Below are 15,435 nucleotides of genomic sequence, written 5' to 3' on the forward strand. Positions count from 1 at the left end.
AGCGCAGCGCAAACTTCCGTTGAGCCGATCAGGCGACGCTCACCACGAACGCCCGCCAGGCGGAAACGGAGAACGCGAGGACGTCACCCCCGGCGGCCTTGGAATCACGCACGAGAGCATCCACGGAGAGTGACACCTCCACGCAGGCGCTGTCCCCCTCACCGCTGCTGCGGGTGGACTTGCGCCAGCTCCGTTCGTGGCTCATCGAGGTCCTTTCGGAGTCCGCTGACGTAGTTCGCCAGCAAGCTCCGCGATTGTCCCTCATCCAACGCGACGGCATCCAACCACGTGAAATGTTCCCGGCTGCGAGCGATGGCCCGCCCGTCGTGCGCGAAGACCTTGGCCAGATCGGTCTCGCTGTAGGCGACCGGCACCATCTTCTCGAAGCTGAACAGCATTCGCGCTGACTTCATGGCAGGTGCCGGGCCGGCCGACATCGGCACGATTCTCAGGATGTGCGTGTGGAACAGCAGGCGCAAGTACTGCTCCTCCATGACCTTGTCGTCGCCGACACGGAGCCGCAACGCGAGCTCGTGCACGTAGAACAGGCACTCCGGCCGGTTCTGCCGTTTCAGGATCGCCTGCCGCTCCATTCGCCATCGGAGGAACCTCTCCACGTCTTCGGGCTTGTTCCCGAAAGCGACGAGGAGAGCCCTGGCGTACTCCGGCGTCTGGATGAGGCCGGGCACGTTCACGACGTCATAGCAAGTGATCTTCTGTGCCTGCGCCTCCGCCAGCGCGAGCGTCCTCAGGTTGTCCGGAACCGTCACCACGTACGGGTCGAAGGCGTAGCGGTAGCGCTCGCGGAACGCCTCGAAGTGGTTGCTGTCGCGCCCGCACATCATCAGGTACTGGACGAGGTCGATCTCGCTCGCGCGCGCCTTGCCCTTCTCGATGTTCGAGACCTTGCTCGGATCCCAGCCGAGTTCCTCCGCGAAGGCGTGACCGGTCAGCCCGGTGAACTTCTCGCGGAGACGGCGCAACTCGTCGCCCAGGTCGCGGCTGTAGGCGGTGGAGGTGATCGCAGTCATTCGTCCGACGGTAGGCATTGACCCTCCTCCACGAACCTGCTCATTCGGGTGAAAACGGTTGATTGCGCCCTGGTGGCACTAGGCGGCGTGGCGGCAGAGACGGGTGTTGGTTCTGGGAGTGCGGGTGGGGTCGAGCCATGCGGGTGGGGTGAACGTCGGGGTGCCATCGAGAAGCCTTACCTCCCATTCGCTTTGGTGGATCAGGGTGTGGTGGTGGCGGCACAGCAGTGCCGCGTTCTCGACCGATGTCCCGCCGCCCTCTGACCAGAATCTGATGTGGTGGGCGTCGCAGTGCTTGGGCGGCCGGTCGCATCCGGGGAAGGAGCAGCCCTGGTCCCTGGCGACCAGGAGGCGGCGGATCGAGGCAGGGAAGGTGCGGGTCTTGCGGCCGATGTCGACCTGCTCGGACCGGCCGCTCAGGACCACCGGGATGACGCCGGCATTGCAGGCCAGGCGGCGGACCAGCGTCGCGGGCATGCGCTCGCGGCTGTCCAGGGTGGCGAAGCCGGTCTGCTCGGCCAGGTCGCGGTAGGCCATCGTCAGGGTCAGCGTGACCGGCTCGCCGCCGTGTTCGGGGAGGCGGTCGGCGCGCAGCACGAGGTCGATCAGGTCGGCGAAGGCGTCGCCTTCGCGTTCGGCGCGCGTGCGGGGATCCGGGCCTTCTTCCGGAGTGGCCGGGCGGGGCTTGGCCAGCGGGTCGATCATCGCTTCGAACTTGGCACCGGCGATCCTGTCGAGCTTCGCCGACACCTCCAGCTGATCTCCCTTCCACTCCATCCGCAGCCGGTTGACGGGCGGAGGCGGCACAGCCTCGCTCGGCTCCGCGTCCTGCTGGTAGAGCCGGTACGCCAGCTCCTTGCCGAACGCGCGCACCGCGCTGGGTTCGTGGGCCCGGGCGAACTCCACCACGGGCTGTTCGGCCTCGGGCGGCAGGCCCTCCATCACCTCGGCCACCGCCGAGATGTGCTCACCCGAGAGCGCGCCCTCCGCCACCACGGCGGCGGTGACCGGCAGCTCCGGTTCCAGGAGCGAGCCCGTCGGCGTGAGCCGACGGGTCAGCGACTCGGCGCGGGCGACCCACTGACGCGCGGTCTTCAGGTCCCACCGCACGGCATGACGCAACACGTGCGCCACATTCCTGTATCCCAGTTCGGATGCCGCTCCACGCTGCTCCAGCTCGGCGATCTTCTGCATCATCGCATTCTCGAGAACGCGAATTTCCACCACGTCTCCGACGACTGCGGCAAGCAGTTCGTCGGTGGACAGGAGGCGGAAGTCCGGTTCGCTCATGCGTTCGACGCTACCGCAAGATCGCGACATAAAAGCACGTCAGCGGATACACGTTCGGGTGAATGCCCTGGCCGATGGCCATAGATTCCGTTAGTGCACATCTCTCTAGACGCAACGCAACTACTAGCAACCACGCACGCACAAAAACACGAGAGACGCACAACAACCACACCCCACAAGCACCAATGAGAACGGACCACAGAAATGCAGTCCGGCACACACCCGGCGAAGGAGTCCACGTGCGGTTCGGCGCAGCCGTGCCCTCCTGGAACACTCGACACGGTGAGGACTCTGATCTGGTGCGCCGCGATGACGTTCGTGTGGCTGGGAACGATGGCGTACCTCGCCCTCGACGACCCGAGCTACGTCGATCAGCGGTCGATCATCGGCTCGACGGTCGGCTGGGTGGTCGCGACGGCACTGAGCTGGCTGGTGCTGCGCCGCGCGAAAGCCCCGAAGCTGTGGGAGATCGCGGTCGTCACGGCACCCGCATCGCTCGTCACACTGGTCTTCGTCAGCATCGGCGCCGCCTTCGTGGCACCGCCGCCGATCGCCTGAGATCTTCCGGCTGGGAAACTGAGCTCGTGCACTCTCACCGGCCGATCTGGCACTGCCTGGCGTTCGCGGGCATCTGGTACGCCGCGATCGTCCTGCTCAACCTCGTCACCAACGGTGGCAGCGAGGCGGCCCGTGCGGCACTGATCGGGGTGGTGCCGTGGCTCGGTGCGTCCGCCGCGTTGATGCGGTTCGGGCACGGCGACATGAAGGCCTGGCGGCTGGTCCTGCTGGGGTTGCCGATCTTCTACTTCCTGTGGGCGATCACCGTGGTCGTCGCCTACCGGTTCGTCGTGCCGGCCACGGGCTGAGGGGAACCCGTGAACGCTGCCGAACTGCTGCGCGACCTGGCGGAGAAGGCGGCCAGGGCGCCGGAGCCGGGTGGCACGGGCCCGTACCACTACGTGCGCACGTCCAGCTTGTCCCTGAACACCAGGCGCTTCCTGAGCCGCACCGGGGAGAGCACGATCACGGCCGCCGTGGAGCCGTCGGACCGCGAGCAGTGGATCGCCGACGACGGGTCGGGGCGCCTGCTGGTGACGCGCGACGGCGAGGTGCTGGTGCCTCCCAGCAACGACTACGGGCCCGGTCAGCTCCCGGCTCACTTCATCACGGACGAGGCGTCCCTCGTGGCCGAACTCGGCAGGTTCGGCGAGAAGACGGCCGGGGTCCTCAAGGCGTTCCGGCAGTTCTGGAACCTGCAGGTGGTGACGCCGGCGTTGCAGCGCCTCCTGCTGCTGCACCTGGCGAAGTGCGCGGGCCTCTCAGCGGAGACGCTGGAGTTCGCCGGCAGGCAGACCGCCGCGGTGACGCACCTCGACGGTGAACGTCATCGGCGCGCCACGCTCGCGTTCTGCCCGGACACCGGACGGCTGATCGGCGCGGAGGAGGTCGCGCTGGAAGGTGCGCGGGTGCTGGTCCCGGTGCCCGCCGTGGTCAGCAGGACGGAGTGGCTGCACAGCGAGTACCGGGAGACGACTAGACCGCCAGCAGGGCGTTGACCTCTCGGCCGGCGAGCCGTGAGCGGCCGCCCAGCGCGGTGATCTCCAGGACCACCGACACACCCGTCACGATGCCGCCTGCCCGTTCCACGAGCGCGCACGCGGCTTCCGCGGTGCCTCCCGTGGCGAGCACGTCGTCCACGACCACCACGTGCTGGCCCGGCTCGATGGCGCCGGCGGGCAGTTCCAGCGACGCCGTGCCGTACTCCAGCGCGTAGGACTGCGAGTCGGCGACTACCGGGAGCTTGCCCGGCTTGCGCAGCGGCACGACGCCGTAGCGCCAGCCGTAACCCAGGGCAGCACCCAGGAGGAAGCCGCGCGACTCGATGGCGGCGATCACCTGGGTGCTGTCGTCGATCTTGTCCTGGAGAGCGTCGACCACGGCGCGCAGGGCGTCCGGGTCGGTGAGAACCGGCGTGAAGTCCCGGAAGACGACCCCTGGCTTGGGGAAGTCCGGGACCTCACGCATCAGTCCCAGAGCACGATCCAATTTCAACGCTGACGCTTTCCGGTCGGACGGCGGCGGGCGTCGCCTGCCTTGGCGGTGCGGTGAGGCACCGAGGCAGCCGCGGCGTACGCCTCTTCCTTGCGCAGGTCGGCGTTGAGGGCCTCGTCGTCGACCGACTCGATGCCCTCGGCGACCTGCGGGCCCGTGGCCTTGGCGCGGCGGGTGGCCACGCGCTTGGCCTGCGCGATGAACTTCGGGTCGCGCATCTTCAGGTCCACCAGCACCGGGGTGGCGAGGAAGATCGAGGACAGGGCACCGATGAACATGCCGACGAGCTGCACGAGCGCCAGGTCCTGCAGGGTGCCGACGCCCAGGACGCCGACGCCGACGACCAGCAGGCCGATGACCGGGAGCAACGCGATCAGCGACGTGTTGATCGAGCGCATCAGGGTCTGGTTCAGCGCCAGGTTCGACGCCTCGGCGTAGGTGCGGCGGGTCAGGCCCAGCAGGCCTCGGGTGTTCTCCTTGACCTTGTCGAACACGACGACCGTGTCGTACAGGGAGAAGCCGAGGATGGTGAGCAGACCGATCACCGTCGCGGGCGTCACCTCGAAGCCCAGGAGCGAGTACACGCCCGCGGTGATGATGACGTCGTGGAACACGGCGACGAGCGCGCCGACCGCCATCTGCCACTCGAAGTAGAACACCAGGAAGATCGTCACCGCGACGAAGAACCAGAACAGGGCCCACAGGGCCTTGCCGCTGATCTCACCGCCCCAGGACGCTGAGACGGCGCTGTCGGAGATCGCACCGGCACCGCCCTGCGGCTGGGTGTCCGCCGCGAGGCCCGCCTTGAGGGTCGCGACCTCCGCGATGTTCAGGGCCGGCGACTTGAGCTGGATGGACGCGCTGGCGCCGGAACCGACGGCCTGCACGGCGGTCGGCCGCTTGCCGGGCAGCGCCTTGGCGTACGCGTCCTCGACGGCGCCCGTCGAGATGGCCTGGCCACTCGCCGACACGGACGGCATCGAGATCTTGGTGCCACCCTTGAAGTCGATGCCCAGGTTGAAGCCGTTGAACACCATCGAGCCGATGCAGACCAGCAGGATGATGGCCGACACGATGTACCAGCGAACGCGCTTGCCGACGATGTCGAAGGCGCCGTTGCCCACGTAGAGGCGCGAGAACACGCTGCTCACGTCAGGCCTCCTTCACGGCGGTGGTCTTGCCGGTCGTGGTCGAGCGGTGCGCGGCACCCTCTCGGGCGGCACCACCCAGACCGGACAGGCTCGAGTTGGACAGGAACTTGGACTTCGACGCGAGCGCGACCAGCGGGTGCGTCACGAGGAACACGACCACGAGGTCGAGGACCGTCGACATGCCCAGGGTGAACGCGAAGCCCTTCACCTGGCCGACCGCGATGATGTAGAGCACGGCGGCCGCGATGAAGCTGACCGCGTCGGCGGAGAGGATCGTGCGGCGCGAACGGACCCACGCGCGCGGCACGGCCGAACGGAACGTGCGGCCCTCACGCACCTCGTCCTTCAGTCGTTCGAAGAAGACGATGAACGAGTCCGCGGTGATACCGATGGCGACGATGAACCCGGCGATGCCGGCGAGGTCGAGCGTGAAGCCGATCAGGCGGCCCAGCAGGACCAGCACGGCGTAGATGACGACGCCGGACAGGACCAGCGACAGGATCGTCAGGATGCCGAGCAGGCGGTAGTAGAACATGCAGTAGACGAAGACCAGCGCGAGGCCGATGCCGCCGGCGATGAGACCCGCCTTGAGCGACTGCAGGCCGAGCGTCGGGGAGACCGTCTGCGCCTCGGACGCGTCGAAGGACAGCGGCAGCGCGCCGTACTTCAGCGTGTTCGCGAGGCTCTGGGCCTCCTTCAGCGTGAACTTGCCGCTGATCTCGGTCGAGCCGCCGGAGATGGCCGACTGGATGGTCGGCGCGGACATGACCTCGCCGTCGAGCACGACCGCGACGGCCTGCTGGACGTTGGCCGCGGTGAAGGCGCCCCATTTGGTGCCGCCCTCGGACTTGAAGTCCAGGTTGACGACGTAGCCGGTGCCGTTCGGGTTGTTGTTCGCGGCGGCGTTGCTGATGTCCTCACCGGTCAGGCGGGAGTAGTTCGTGTAGTCGTCGGCCTTGGTCTGGGTGTCCTCCTTGGGAGGGTTGACCGGGGCCAGCGTGTACTTGAACTCACCCTTCTCGTCACAGGTGACGAGCGGCTTGTCGAGGTCGTCGTTGCCGCGCAGCGGGTCGGGCTGCGAGCAGTCGAGCATGAGCGCGGCCTGCTGCAGGATCTGCGGGTCGGTCGCCTGGCGGAGCGCCTTCGCCTCCTGGATCTCCTTCGCGACCTTCGGGTCGACGTTGGAGGGGGCGGACGGCGTGCTCGGCGCGGTGCTCGACGGCGCGGTGCTGCTCGACGGCGGCGTGCTCGAGGGCTGCGCGGCCAGGTTCGGCGCGGGACGGCCCTGCGGGGCACCGCTCGACGGTGGCGGGCTGCCGGCGCTCTGGCTCGGCGGCGTCGACGGCGGCGTGCTCGCGCTGCCGGACGGCGGCGTGCTCGTCTGGGTCTGCGGCACGGCGCCCGCGGGCACCGGCTGGCCGATGACCTTGCGGAACGCGAGGCGAGCGGTCTGGCCGAGGCCCTTCGCGCCTTCGCTGTCCGCGCCCGGGACCGTGATCACCAGGTTGTTGCCGTCTCGCACGACCTCGGCACCGGAGACGCCGAGACCGTTCACGCGGACCTCGATGAGGTCACGTGCCCGGTTGAGCGCTTCCTCGCTCGGCTGTGCGCCGTCTTCCTGCCGAGCCGTCAGGGTGACGAGGGTGCCGCCCTGGAGGTCGATTCCGAGCTTGGGTTTGGCCGAACCGTTCCCGGTGAGGAACACCAGGGCGTAGAGCGCGACCACGATGAGGACAAAACTCGCCAAATACTTCGCAGGGCGAATTTGCCCGGCCGGAGGTGCCACGATCCGTCCGTCTCCTAGTAGCTATGGTTTCCGAGCGCGCAGCGTAACGCGCGCCGCGTGAGCTGCGCGTCACTACCTGGAGTTGGCGGTGTTCACAGTTGCCAACTCCAGGTGTCACGGGCCAGTTGGTTACTTCTTGGCGCTGTGGTCCAGGGGCTCTGCGACCTGTGCGGTGGCCGCGGGCACCTCTTCTACCGCGTCGTCGTCGGTCTTGTCCTCCACCACGGCCTCGTCGGTCTCGGCGACCTTCTCGCGGATGGCGGCACGCAGCCAGCGCGTGACGACACCCTCGGAGATCTCGATGTCGATGGTGGTGTCGTGGCTCGCGTCGGCGACGGTGCCGTACAGGCCCGAAGTCGTCATCACCTTGTCGCCGGGAGCGAGCGAGTTCTGCAGAGACTGCTGCTCGGCCATTGCCCTCTTCTGCTTGCGCGCGCTGAGGAACAGCGGCACCGCCAGCAGAACCAGCAGCAACGGGAACATCAAAGAGCCAAGGTTGCCCATCATTCTCCGATCAAGTGGACATGCCTCGACGCACGTCCGATATGTCCAGGTGCTTTCCCCGATTGTGCCAGGTCACCACAGTTGATCACCGGCGGGCGGTTCCAGCCCCAGGTGGTACCACGCGGCTGGTGTCGCCACCCGTCCGCGCGGTGTCCTGGCCAGCATGCCAGCCCGCACCAAATACGGTTCGCACACCTCTTCGACGGTGGTCGGTTCCTCACCGACGGCGACCGCGAGGGTGGAGACGCCGACAGGACCGCCGTTGAAGCTCTTGACCAGCGCGTTCAGCACCGCGCGGTCGAGCCGGTCGAGGCCCAGCTGGTCGACGTCGTAGACCTCCAGCGCCTGCTTGGCGATGTCCTCCGTCACCTTGCCGTCGGCCCTGACCTCGGCGAAGTCGCGGACGCGGCGCAGCAGCCTGTTCGCGATGCGGGGCGTGCCCCTGCTGCGGCCCGCGATCTCGATGGCCGCGTCCTCCGCGATGTCGACGCCGAGGATCTTGGCGCTGCGCTTCACGATGAGGTCCAGCTCGTCGGCGCTGTAGAACTCCATGTGGCCGGTGAAGCCGAAGCGGTCCCTGAGCGGACCGGTCAGCGCTCCTGACCTCGTGGTGGCTCCGACCAGCGTGAACGGCGCGATGTCGAGCGGGATGCTGGTCGCGCCGGGGCCCTTGCCGACCACGACGTCGACGCGGAAGTCCTCCATCGCGAGGTAGAGCATCTCCTCGGCAGGGCGGGCCATGCGGTGGATCTCGTCGATGAACAGGACGTCGCCCTCGACCAGGTTGGACAGCATCGCGGCGAGGTCGCCGGCGCGTTCCAGGGCCGGGCCGCTGGTGATGCGGATCGCGGAGTTGAGCTCCTTCGCGATGATCATGGCCAGCGAGGTCTTGCCCAGGCCGGGAGGGCCGCTGAGCAGGACGTGGTCCGGGGCGGTGCCGCGCCGCATCGCGCCGTGCAGGACCAGTTCGAGCTGTTCGCGCACCCGCTGCTGGCCGACGAACTCGTGCAGGTCGGCCGGCCGCAGGCTGGTCTCGAGGTCGCGCTCGGCGGGCGCGACGTAAGGGCTGAGCTCGTCCTCGGTCACTTGCGCCCCAGCGTCGCGAGCGAACGGCGCAGGACGGCGGACGTGGACTGGTCGGGGTTCGCCGCGAGGACGCTGTCGACCGTGGTCTCCGCGGCCTTGGCCGGGAAGCCGAGCCCGAGGAGGGCCTCCACGACGTGGTCGCGCGTCTGGCTGTGCGCGGGCGTGGTGGGCGCGGCGAGCTGGCCGACCTTGTCGCGCAGCTCGATGATGAGGCGTTCCGCGCCCTTCTTGCCGATGCCGGGGACCTGCGTGAGCACGGTGATGTTGCCTTCGGCGAGGGCGTGGCGCAGCTTGTCCGGCTCCAGCACCGCGAGGGTGGCCAGCGCGATCCGCGGGCCGATGCCGCTGACGGTCTGGAGCAGGCCGAACAGCTCGCGGGCCTCAGCGTCGGCGAACCCGAACAGGGTGAGGCTGTCCTCGCGGACGATCAGCGTGGTGGCGAGGCTCGCCTCCTCGCCGCGATGCAGGGTGGCGAGCGTGGTCGGGGTCATCTGGACGGCGAACCCGACGCCGCCCACCTCGACGACGGCGTGGTCGAGGCCGACGTGCTGCACCTGGCCGCGCAGTGACGAGATCACCTGGTTCCTCCGGACTTCACGTGCTGGACGTTAGTTGGTTCGCTTGGCCGCTTCGGCCAGCTTCGCCTTGTGCACCCGCGCCAGTTCCGCGGCCCTGGCCTGCGCCTCCTCCAGCCGGTTGCGCATCGGCGCGCGCCAGTGGTGGCAGATCGCGAGGGCCAGCGCGTCCGCCGCGTCGGCCGGTTTCGGCGCGACCTTCAGGCCGAGCAGCTTGGTCACCATGGCGGTCACCTGCGCCTTGTCCGCGCGGCCCGACCCCGTGACGGCGGCCTTCACCTCGGACGGCGTGTGGAACTCGACGGGCAGGTTTCGTTGCGCGGCAGCCAAAGCGACGACGCCCGATGCCTGCGCAACCCCCATCGCGGTGCGGACGTTGTGTTGTGCGAAGACGCGTTCGATGGCCACGACCTGTGGTTCGTAACGGTCCAGCCACACGCAGACGCCGTCGTACAGCTCATGAAGACGCACGGACAGCGGAGCGTCCACGGGCGTGCGCAGGACATCGACGGCCACGGCGCGCACGACCCTGCCGGGTCCGCCGTCGACGACGCCGAAGCCGCACCTGGTCAGACCGGGGTCGACCCCGAACACCCGCACAACAGCTCCCCGGATCGCTGAACGAACAACAGTTCGAACCATATCCGGTGCACCGATAGGGGACTTGCACCGACACGGGCTGACGCGGTTCGACAAGTCCACGCCGCCGTTACTACGGTGGTCGGGTTTCGATCACGGGAGTCACGGTGAAGCGGTTCTGGATCATCGCGGGGTGCGTCGGCACGTTCATCGCGATCGCCATCCTCTCCGCCCTCTCGGCCCCGCGCGATATCGGTATCGCAATCGACAAGGTCGTCCAGCTGGTGTTCGCCGTCGCGGCTCTGGTCGTCTACGCGCGGTCGCGCGACCGGTGGATGACGGCGGCGATGATCAGCCTCAGCGTCGGGTTGTCCGCGTGGATCTGGGGCCAGCAGATCATGGGCGTGCAACTGCCGTCGTCGACGATCGCGCCGATCGGTTTCACGATGGTGCCGGTGCTCTGCCTGGCCGCCGTGATCGCGAAGGCGCAGAAGCGCCGGTCCGACGACCTGCTGCCGAACTACCGCAGCCGCACGGTGCTCGTGCTCGACGGGCTGATCGTGATCGGGTCGCTGTTCGTGCTGACGTGGGTGTCTGCGCTGGAGTCGCTGACCCGCGCGTGGGCCACCGAAGGCCCCGGATTCGCGACGGTCGTCGCGCATCCCGCCGCGTACCTCGTGCTGCTCGTGGCGATCGTGGTGATGTCGTGGACGCATCAGGCCGTGCGTCAGTGGCCGATGCTCTTCGTGGCACTGGCCGGTATCGCGCAGTCGTCGTCGGGCTGGGTGTTCGCGTTCTACATCTCCAAGGGCAACACGGCGATCCCGGCGGCGGCAGACATCGGGTTCATGCTGTGCCCGGCGTTCTTCCTGCTGAGCGCGCTGGCACCGGCCCGCAACCTCGAACCCACCTCGGGCCGCATGCGCACGGCCGACCTGCTGCACCTGCTCGTGCCGTACCTGCCGCTCGCGATCACCGGCCTGTTCGTCATCTGGAACACCGCGACGGGCGGCCGCCTCAACCCGGTCGAGATCTACGTCGGACTTATGGTCGTGTGTCTCGTGATCGTGCGTCAGCTGCTCACGATGATGGACAACGTCCGGCTGATGGACCAGCTCCGTGTCTCTCGCGAGGAGCTACGGCACGAGGCGACGCACGACCCGTTGACCGGCGTCGCGAACCGCTCGCTCTTCCGCGAACGGCTGGAGCGCGCGCTCGCGGTTCGTGACCGCGCGAAGCCGTTGATCCTGCTGTTCATCGACGTGGACGGGTTCAAGGCCGTCAACGACAACAACGGGCACGCCGAGGGCGACATCGTCCTGCGCAACGTCGCCGCACGGCTTGAGAACAACGTCCGGCCAGAAGACACCGTGGCGCGGCTCGGCGGTGACGAGTTCGGTGTGCTGATCGACGGCGGCGACGCGGACGAGATCGGCGCACGACTGCTCGACGCCCTGGGACATCCGCACGAGGTGCACGGCCGGGTGCACCGGGTGCACGCCAGCATCGGTGTGGCGCAACGGTTCTCGTACGATCCCAAGATCACCGCCGACGACGTGCTCGGGGCCGCGGACGCCGCGATGTACACGGCGAAGCGGCTCGGCAAGGGCATGGTCGTCGTGCACGGTTCCCCGCTTCCGGAGATGACGTGACCCCAGAGCAGCTGATCACCGCGTTGGACATGCAGGAGCTTCCCGTCGAGGGCGGGTACTTCGCGCAGACGCACCGTTCCGACGAGGTGTCCGCGATCGCGTACCTGTTGCGCAGCCCGGACTTCTCCGGCATGCACGTGCTGAAGCACCTGGAGATCTACCACTTCCACGCCGGGTCGCCGCTGCGGATGCTGCTGCTGCACCCCGACGGCACGGTGACCGAACCTGTGCTCAGCGCGTCGAACCCGCAGGTCGTGGTGCCCGCGGGCGTGTGGCAGGGCAGCACCCCGGCCGGCGACTGGTCGTTGGTCGGCACGGTCGTCGTGCCCCCGTACACCGACGACATCGTGTCGTTCGGGCACGCGGACGACCTGTGCGCGCGCTATCCCTCACACGCTGCGGCAATCCGCCCCCTGTGCCGGTTCTAGCTCTCTAGGATCTCGCGCATGGCGCTCGTCCAGCTCAACGGCATCGACCTGAACGTCCAGACCGAGGGTTCCGGCGACCTCGTCGTGCTCGTCATGGGCACCGGCAGTCCCGGCAGGGTCTGGCGCACCTACCAGGTGCCCGCGCTGGTCAAGGCCGGCTATCGCGTCGCGTACTTCGACAACCGCGGCATCAAGCCGTCCTCGGAGTGCGCGGGCGGCTTCACGCTCGACGACATGGTCGCCGACACCGCCGCCGTGATCGAGCACCTGGGCGCACCGGCGCACGTGATCGGCACGTCGCTGGGCGGCCGCATCACCCAGGAACTCGCGCTGACGCGTCCGTCGCTGGTGCGGTCGGCGGTGATGATGGCGACGGCGGGCCGCCCCGAACCGGTGCAGCAGGCGTGGTCGAAGGCGCTGTGCGACCTGCACGACAAGGGCGTCGAGATCCCGCCGCAGTTCTACTCGGTGGCGTCGGCGGTGCGGAACCTGTCGCAGACGACGCTGACCGACCCGATGATCGCCCGCGACTGGCTGCAGATGTACGAGTTCGCCGGCTCGTCGCTCAGCGCGGGTGAACGCATCCAGCTCGGCCTGGGCGAGTACGACACGCGCCTGGACGCCTACCGCGCGATCACCGTGCGGTCGCTGGTGATCGGGTTCGCCGACGACATCGTGCTGCCGCCGCGGTTGTCGCGCGAGGTGGCCGAGGCGATCCCCGGCGCGCGGTACGCCGAGGTCGCCGGGTGCGGGCACGTCGGGTATCTGGAGCGGCCGGACGAGGTGAACCGGCTGCTGGTGGAGTTCCTGGGTGAAACCGCCTAGCGGTCGAGGCTGAACTCGTCCGTCGTCTCCCCCTTCACCAGCAGGTCGACTCGGCCGCTGAGCACGTAGGTCCCCCACGGCGTGCGCGCAGCCGTGGTCGGTGCGGTCCCCCACTCGCGCTGGGTCTTCACCTGCCAGGTGCGGGTGTCGAGGACCGTGACCGCGTTCCTGCCCGGCGCCGCCAGGCTGTTGGTCACGACGACCAGCCCCTGCGGCGTCAGCGTGAGCCCGTCCGCGCCCGGCAGCGAGGGCGCGGGCAGCTCCTCGACGCGATCCTGCGTGACCTTGAACAGCGTGCCGTTCGTGTAGTGGCCGGTGACGAGGAATCCCCTGGGGTCCCAGACGATCCCGTTGTTGCCGAACGACGCGCCGCCCAGCCGCGGGTCGCGCGCGAACGGCGTCACGGTGCCGTCGCGGCCGACCTTCCAGATCGTGTCCCCCAAAGTGCCGGTGACGTAGGCGTGGGGTTCGCGCTCCTTGCTCCACGGCGTCGCGCCCGCGAGGCAGAGCCCCGCCCACGGGCGGCGAAGTGGTCGAGCAACGGGCGGTGGCGTTCGGGATCGCCGCCACCTCCCGCCGCGAAGAGCACGATCATGGAGCAACCCCGTCAGCGATGCGCGGCCTGTCCGGTGGGCCGCAGCAGGATCTCGTTCACGTCCACAGTGGACGGTTGGGACACGGCGTAGAGCACCGCCCTGCCAACGTCTTCCGGCGCGAGCTTCGGGTCATCCACACGCGACGCCGGGATGGCGTCGGTGTCGACCAGTCCCGGCTGCACCACCGTCACCCTGACCCCGGTGGACACCGCCTCGGCGCGGATCGCCTGCGCGAGGCCGGTGATCGCCCACTTCGTCGCCGAGTACAGGTTGCCGGGACGGACGCCCCGGCCGGCGGCGGAGCCGGTCAGCACGAGGTGGCCGCCGGAACGGATCAGTGCCGGCATCGCGGCACGGGCCGTGAAGGCCGGTCCGCAGACGTTCGTGACCACCATGTCCGTCCATTCGGAAGGCTTCGCACCCGCCGAAGAGACGAACGAGGTGTCCACCGAAACGCCCGCGTTGGCGAAGACGACGTCGATCCGGCCCCAGCGGGCCTCCACGCGCGTCATGAGATCCTGCACGGAATCCCAGGAAGAAACGTCGCATCGGGCGTCCCAGCCGCGATCACCGACAGATTCTTCGGCCGAGCGCGAGGCCCTGACGACGCGATACCCCGCCTGGGCTGCCAGGGAGGCGGTCGCCGCCCCGATTCCGCGGGAGGCGCCGGTCACCACGAAGACGTTTTCCATGATCCGGAACCCTAGTCAGGGATCTGTCAGTGCCGCCTGTTTTGATGTCGCCCATGACTTTGAACCGCAGGTCCGTGTTCGGGCTGGGAACCGTCGCGGCCGCGACGGCCGTGCTCGGCTCCAACGGTGCAGCACAAGCGCAGGAAGACGCGGAGGTAGAGATCGAACGCTCCCCGGCGACGGCCGACCGGTCGCGCAAGCGCGTGGCCCAGGTCTACAAGCGGCAGGCCCGCAAGGCGAAGGGCAGCTGGTCGTCGCTGATCACGGTCGCCGACCTCGACGGAGCGACGAAGTCCGCCGTCGACGAGGACGCGGACAAGGTCGTCGAGGCCTACAGCGTCAACAAGATCGCCGTCGCCGTCGCCGTGCTGGACAAGGTGGACCGCGGGCTGATCAGGCTCGACCAGACGGTCACCGTGTCGGCCGCGATCGTCATCCAGGACACCGACGGCATCTTCGCGCTCGACGGCGCATACCCGAGCGAGGTCACCGTCGGCCACGCGCTGGCGAACCTGCTGACCGTCTCGGACAACACCGCGGTCCGCCTGTGCGGCCTGGTCGCGCCGGCGCTGGAGATCAACGAGATTCTGCGGTCCAAGGGTTTCGTGCACACCCAGGTCGTCCCGGTGGCGAACCCGAACCGGTTCTTCCTCGGCACGACGACGGCACGCGAGACGCACACGTTGCTGCAGAAGCTGGTCGACGGTCAGCTGCTGTCCGCCGAGTCCACCGCGTACCTGCTGAACATCCTGCGCGCGACGGCGAGCTTCACCGACGGCGTGCGGCTCAACCTCACGACGAACGAGCGTCTGCGCGTCGCCACGAAGGCCGGTTGGTTCGAGGACGGCCGCAACGAGGCCGGGATCATGTTCAGCGCGGACAACCGGGCGATCCTGATCTACTCGATGTTCGCCTCAGGCACCTTCTCCGGTGACAAGGCCGTGAACGACGAGGACTTCAGCACCACGCACCCGGCCGTCGCGGCCCGCGCGGAGCTCGGACGGTCCATGTTCGACGCGGTCATCAAGATCACGACCACGCGCCCCAGGCACCGCGCAAAGGTTTACAGGTTCGTCAACGGCGGCTGATTTCCCGAGAATTATCGGGAACTCGCACCAAACACCACCGGTTTTCAGATATATAGGTACCAACGCCGGGGTCGGTCGTCGCCGCCGTCGACGACCGGCT

The 15,435-nt window shown here is 68.5% G+C and carries 19 protein-coding genes; 7 read left to right on the forward strand and 12 right to left on the reverse strand.

All coding sequences use genetic code 11. From position 1 onward, the window contains the following. Nucleotides 1-28 precede the first annotated feature (28 nt). From ACSHWB_RS01975 to ACSHWB_RS01985, 3 genes are all read right to left on the reverse strand, one after another. Nucleotides 29-265 carry a DUF397 domain-containing protein gene (locus ACSHWB_RS01975; protein WP_439660368.1) on the reverse strand — a complete coding sequence of 79 codons (237 nt, stop codon included), beginning with the start codon at nucleotides 263-265 and terminating at the stop codon, nucleotides 29-31. After that, a complete protein-coding gene (locus ACSHWB_RS01980) occupies nucleotides 159-1,031 on the reverse strand; it encodes a helix-turn-helix domain-containing protein (RefSeq protein WP_439660369.1) in 873 nt (290 codons plus the stop codon). Before ACSHWB_RS01980 ends, ACSHWB_RS01975 begins: the two co-directional genes overlap by 107 nt. A gap of 78 nt (nucleotides 1,032-1,109) precedes the next feature. After that, nucleotides 1,110-2,321 (reverse strand): DUF222 domain-containing protein, encoded by a 1,212-nt coding sequence (locus ACSHWB_RS01985; protein WP_439660370.1) that lies wholly within the window; start codon nucleotides 2,319-2,321, stop codon nucleotides 1,110-1,112. Nucleotides 2,322-2,603: 282 nt separating this feature from the next. Between ACSHWB_RS01985 and ACSHWB_RS01990 the strand changes: the two genes are divergently transcribed. Genes ACSHWB_RS01990 through ACSHWB_RS02000 form a run of 3 tightly spaced genes read left to right on the forward strand, consistent with a single transcriptional unit; the run spans nucleotide 2,604 to nucleotide 3,877 of the window. After that, nucleotides 2,604-2,879: a hypothetical protein gene (locus tag ACSHWB_RS01990; RefSeq protein ID WP_439660371.1), complete on the forward strand. Its 276-nt coding sequence runs from the start codon at nucleotides 2,604-2,606 to the stop codon at nucleotides 2,877-2,879. Between the two features lie 26 nt (nucleotides 2,880-2,905). Continuing rightward, complete coding sequence (locus ACSHWB_RS01995) at nucleotides 2,906-3,187, forward strand: hypothetical protein (protein WP_439660372.1); 282 nt, start codon at nucleotides 2,906-2,908, stop codon at nucleotides 3,185-3,187. 9 nt (nucleotides 3,188-3,196) lie between these two features. Next, nucleotides 3,197-3,877 (forward strand): hypothetical protein, encoded by a 681-nt coding sequence (locus ACSHWB_RS02000; protein ID WP_439660373.1) that lies wholly within the window; start codon nucleotides 3,197-3,199, stop codon nucleotides 3,875-3,877. Here ACSHWB_RS02000 and ACSHWB_RS02005 read toward each other — a convergent pair. The 7 genes from ACSHWB_RS02005 to ruvC form a co-directional block, all read right to left on the reverse strand. After that, the gene (locus ACSHWB_RS02005) at nucleotides 3,855-4,346 is read right to left on the reverse strand and encodes an adenine phosphoribosyltransferase (RefSeq protein ID WP_439660374.1); all 492 of its coding nucleotides are present in this window, start codon (nucleotides 4,344-4,346) and stop codon (nucleotides 3,855-3,857) included. The two genes, ACSHWB_RS02000 and ACSHWB_RS02005, sit on opposite strands and share 23 nt — an antisense overlap. A gap of 23 nt (nucleotides 4,347-4,369) precedes the next feature. After that, nucleotides 4,370-5,524, reverse strand: coding sequence for a protein translocase subunit SecF (gene secF / locus ACSHWB_RS02010; protein ID WP_439660375.1), 1,155 nt, complete (start codon nucleotides 5,522-5,524; stop codon nucleotides 4,370-4,372). 1 nt (nucleotide 5,525) lies between these two features. Then, nucleotides 5,526-7,310: a protein translocase subunit SecD gene (gene secD, locus ACSHWB_RS02015; protein ID WP_439660376.1), complete on the reverse strand. Its 1,785-nt coding sequence runs from the start codon at nucleotides 7,308-7,310 to the stop codon at nucleotides 5,526-5,528. A 129-nt stretch (nucleotides 7,311-7,439) separates the two neighbouring features. Continuing rightward, nucleotides 7,440-7,793, reverse strand: a complete 354-nt coding sequence (gene yajC / locus ACSHWB_RS02020; RefSeq protein ID WP_439664499.1) for a preprotein translocase subunit YajC — start codon at nucleotides 7,791-7,793, stop codon at nucleotides 7,440-7,442. A gap of 93 nt (nucleotides 7,794-7,886) precedes the next feature. Then, on the reverse strand, nucleotides 7,887-8,900 hold the full coding sequence (ruvB, locus tag ACSHWB_RS02025; protein ID WP_439660377.1) for a Holliday junction branch migration DNA helicase RuvB: 1,014 nt from the start codon (nucleotides 8,898-8,900) through the stop codon (nucleotides 7,887-7,889). After that, complete coding sequence (ruvA, locus tag ACSHWB_RS02030; RefSeq protein WP_439660378.1) at nucleotides 8,897-9,478, reverse strand: Holliday junction branch migration protein RuvA; 582 nt, start codon at nucleotides 9,476-9,478, stop codon at nucleotides 8,897-8,899. Before ruvA ends, ruvB begins: the two co-directional genes overlap by 4 nt. 30 nt (nucleotides 9,479-9,508) lie before the next feature. Then, a complete protein-coding gene (gene ruvC, locus ACSHWB_RS02035) occupies nucleotides 9,509-10,075 on the reverse strand; it encodes a crossover junction endodeoxyribonuclease RuvC (protein WP_439660379.1) in 567 nt (188 codons plus the stop codon). A 146-nt stretch (nucleotides 10,076-10,221) separates the two neighbouring features. Between ruvC and ACSHWB_RS02040 the strand changes: the two genes are divergently transcribed. Genes ACSHWB_RS02040 through ACSHWB_RS02050 form a run of 3 tightly spaced genes read left to right on the forward strand, consistent with a single transcriptional unit; the run spans nucleotide 10,222 to nucleotide 12,959 of the window. Beyond that, nucleotides 10,222-11,706 (forward strand): diguanylate cyclase domain-containing protein, encoded by a 1,485-nt coding sequence (locus ACSHWB_RS02040; RefSeq protein WP_439660380.1) that lies wholly within the window; start codon nucleotides 10,222-10,224, stop codon nucleotides 11,704-11,706. Further along, a complete protein-coding gene (locus ACSHWB_RS02045; protein ID WP_439660381.1) occupies nucleotides 11,703-12,134 on the forward strand; it encodes a cupin domain-containing protein in 432 nt (143 codons plus the stop codon). The genes ACSHWB_RS02040 and ACSHWB_RS02045 overlap by 4 nt, the downstream gene beginning before the upstream one ends. 18 nt (nucleotides 12,135-12,152) lie before the next feature. Continuing rightward, a complete protein-coding gene (locus ACSHWB_RS02050; RefSeq protein ID WP_439660382.1) occupies nucleotides 12,153-12,959 on the forward strand; it encodes an alpha/beta fold hydrolase in 807 nt (268 codons plus the stop codon). Here ACSHWB_RS02050 and ACSHWB_RS02055 read toward each other — a convergent pair. Together ACSHWB_RS02055 and ACSHWB_RS02060 are read right to left on the reverse strand one after the other, a co-directional pair. Beyond that, nucleotides 12,956-13,402: a hypothetical protein gene (locus ACSHWB_RS02055; protein WP_439660383.1), complete on the reverse strand. Its 447-nt coding sequence runs from the start codon at nucleotides 13,400-13,402 to the stop codon at nucleotides 12,956-12,958. The genes ACSHWB_RS02050 and ACSHWB_RS02055 overlap by 4 nt on opposite strands. A 164-nt stretch (nucleotides 13,403-13,566) precedes the next feature. Next, entirely contained in the window at nucleotides 13,567-14,250 is a 684-nt protein-coding gene (locus ACSHWB_RS02060; protein ID WP_439664500.1) for an SDR family oxidoreductase, read from the reverse strand. A gap of 50 nt (nucleotides 14,251-14,300) precedes the next feature. Between ACSHWB_RS02060 and ACSHWB_RS02065 the strand changes: the two genes are divergently transcribed. Next, a complete protein-coding gene (locus tag ACSHWB_RS02065; RefSeq protein ID WP_439660384.1) occupies nucleotides 14,301-15,335 on the forward strand; it encodes a serine hydrolase in 1,035 nt (344 codons plus the stop codon). Nucleotides 15,336-15,435: the final 100 nt, after the last annotated feature.

Origin of the sequence: Lentzea sp. HUAS TT2, from assembly GCF_051853195.1 — a bacterium.
Classification (GTDB): domain Bacteria; phylum Actinomycetota; class Actinomycetes; order Mycobacteriales; family Pseudonocardiaceae; genus Lentzea.

Excerpts from the sequence above, each read along its gene's own strand:
- ACSHWB_RS01975 (WP_439660368.1), bottom strand. The coding sequence starts at position 265 with ATGAGGGACAATCGCGGAGCTTGCTGGCGAACTACGTCAGCGGACTCC.
- ACSHWB_RS01980 (WP_439660369.1), bottom strand. The coding sequence starts at position 1,031 with ATGACTGCGATCACCTCCACCGCCTACAGCCGCGACCTGGGCGACGAG.
- ACSHWB_RS01985 (WP_439660370.1), bottom strand. The coding sequence starts at position 2,321 with ATGAGCGAACCGGACTTCCGCCTCCTGTCCACCGACGAACTGCTTGCC.
- ACSHWB_RS02005 (WP_439660374.1), bottom strand. The coding sequence starts at position 4,346 with ATGCGTGAGGTCCCGGACTTCCCCAAGCCAGGGGTCGTCTTCCGGGAC.
- yajC (WP_439664499.1), bottom strand. The coding sequence starts at position 7,793 with ATGTTCCCGTTGCTGCTGGTTCTGCTGGCGGTGCCGCTGTTCCTCAGC.
- ACSHWB_RS02050 (WP_439660382.1), top strand. The coding sequence starts at position 12,153 with ATGGCGCTCGTCCAGCTCAACGGCATCGACCTGAACGTCCAGACCGAG.
- ACSHWB_RS02065 (WP_439660384.1), top strand. The coding sequence starts at position 14,301 with ATGACTTTGAACCGCAGGTCCGTGTTCGGGCTGGGAACCGTCGCGGCC.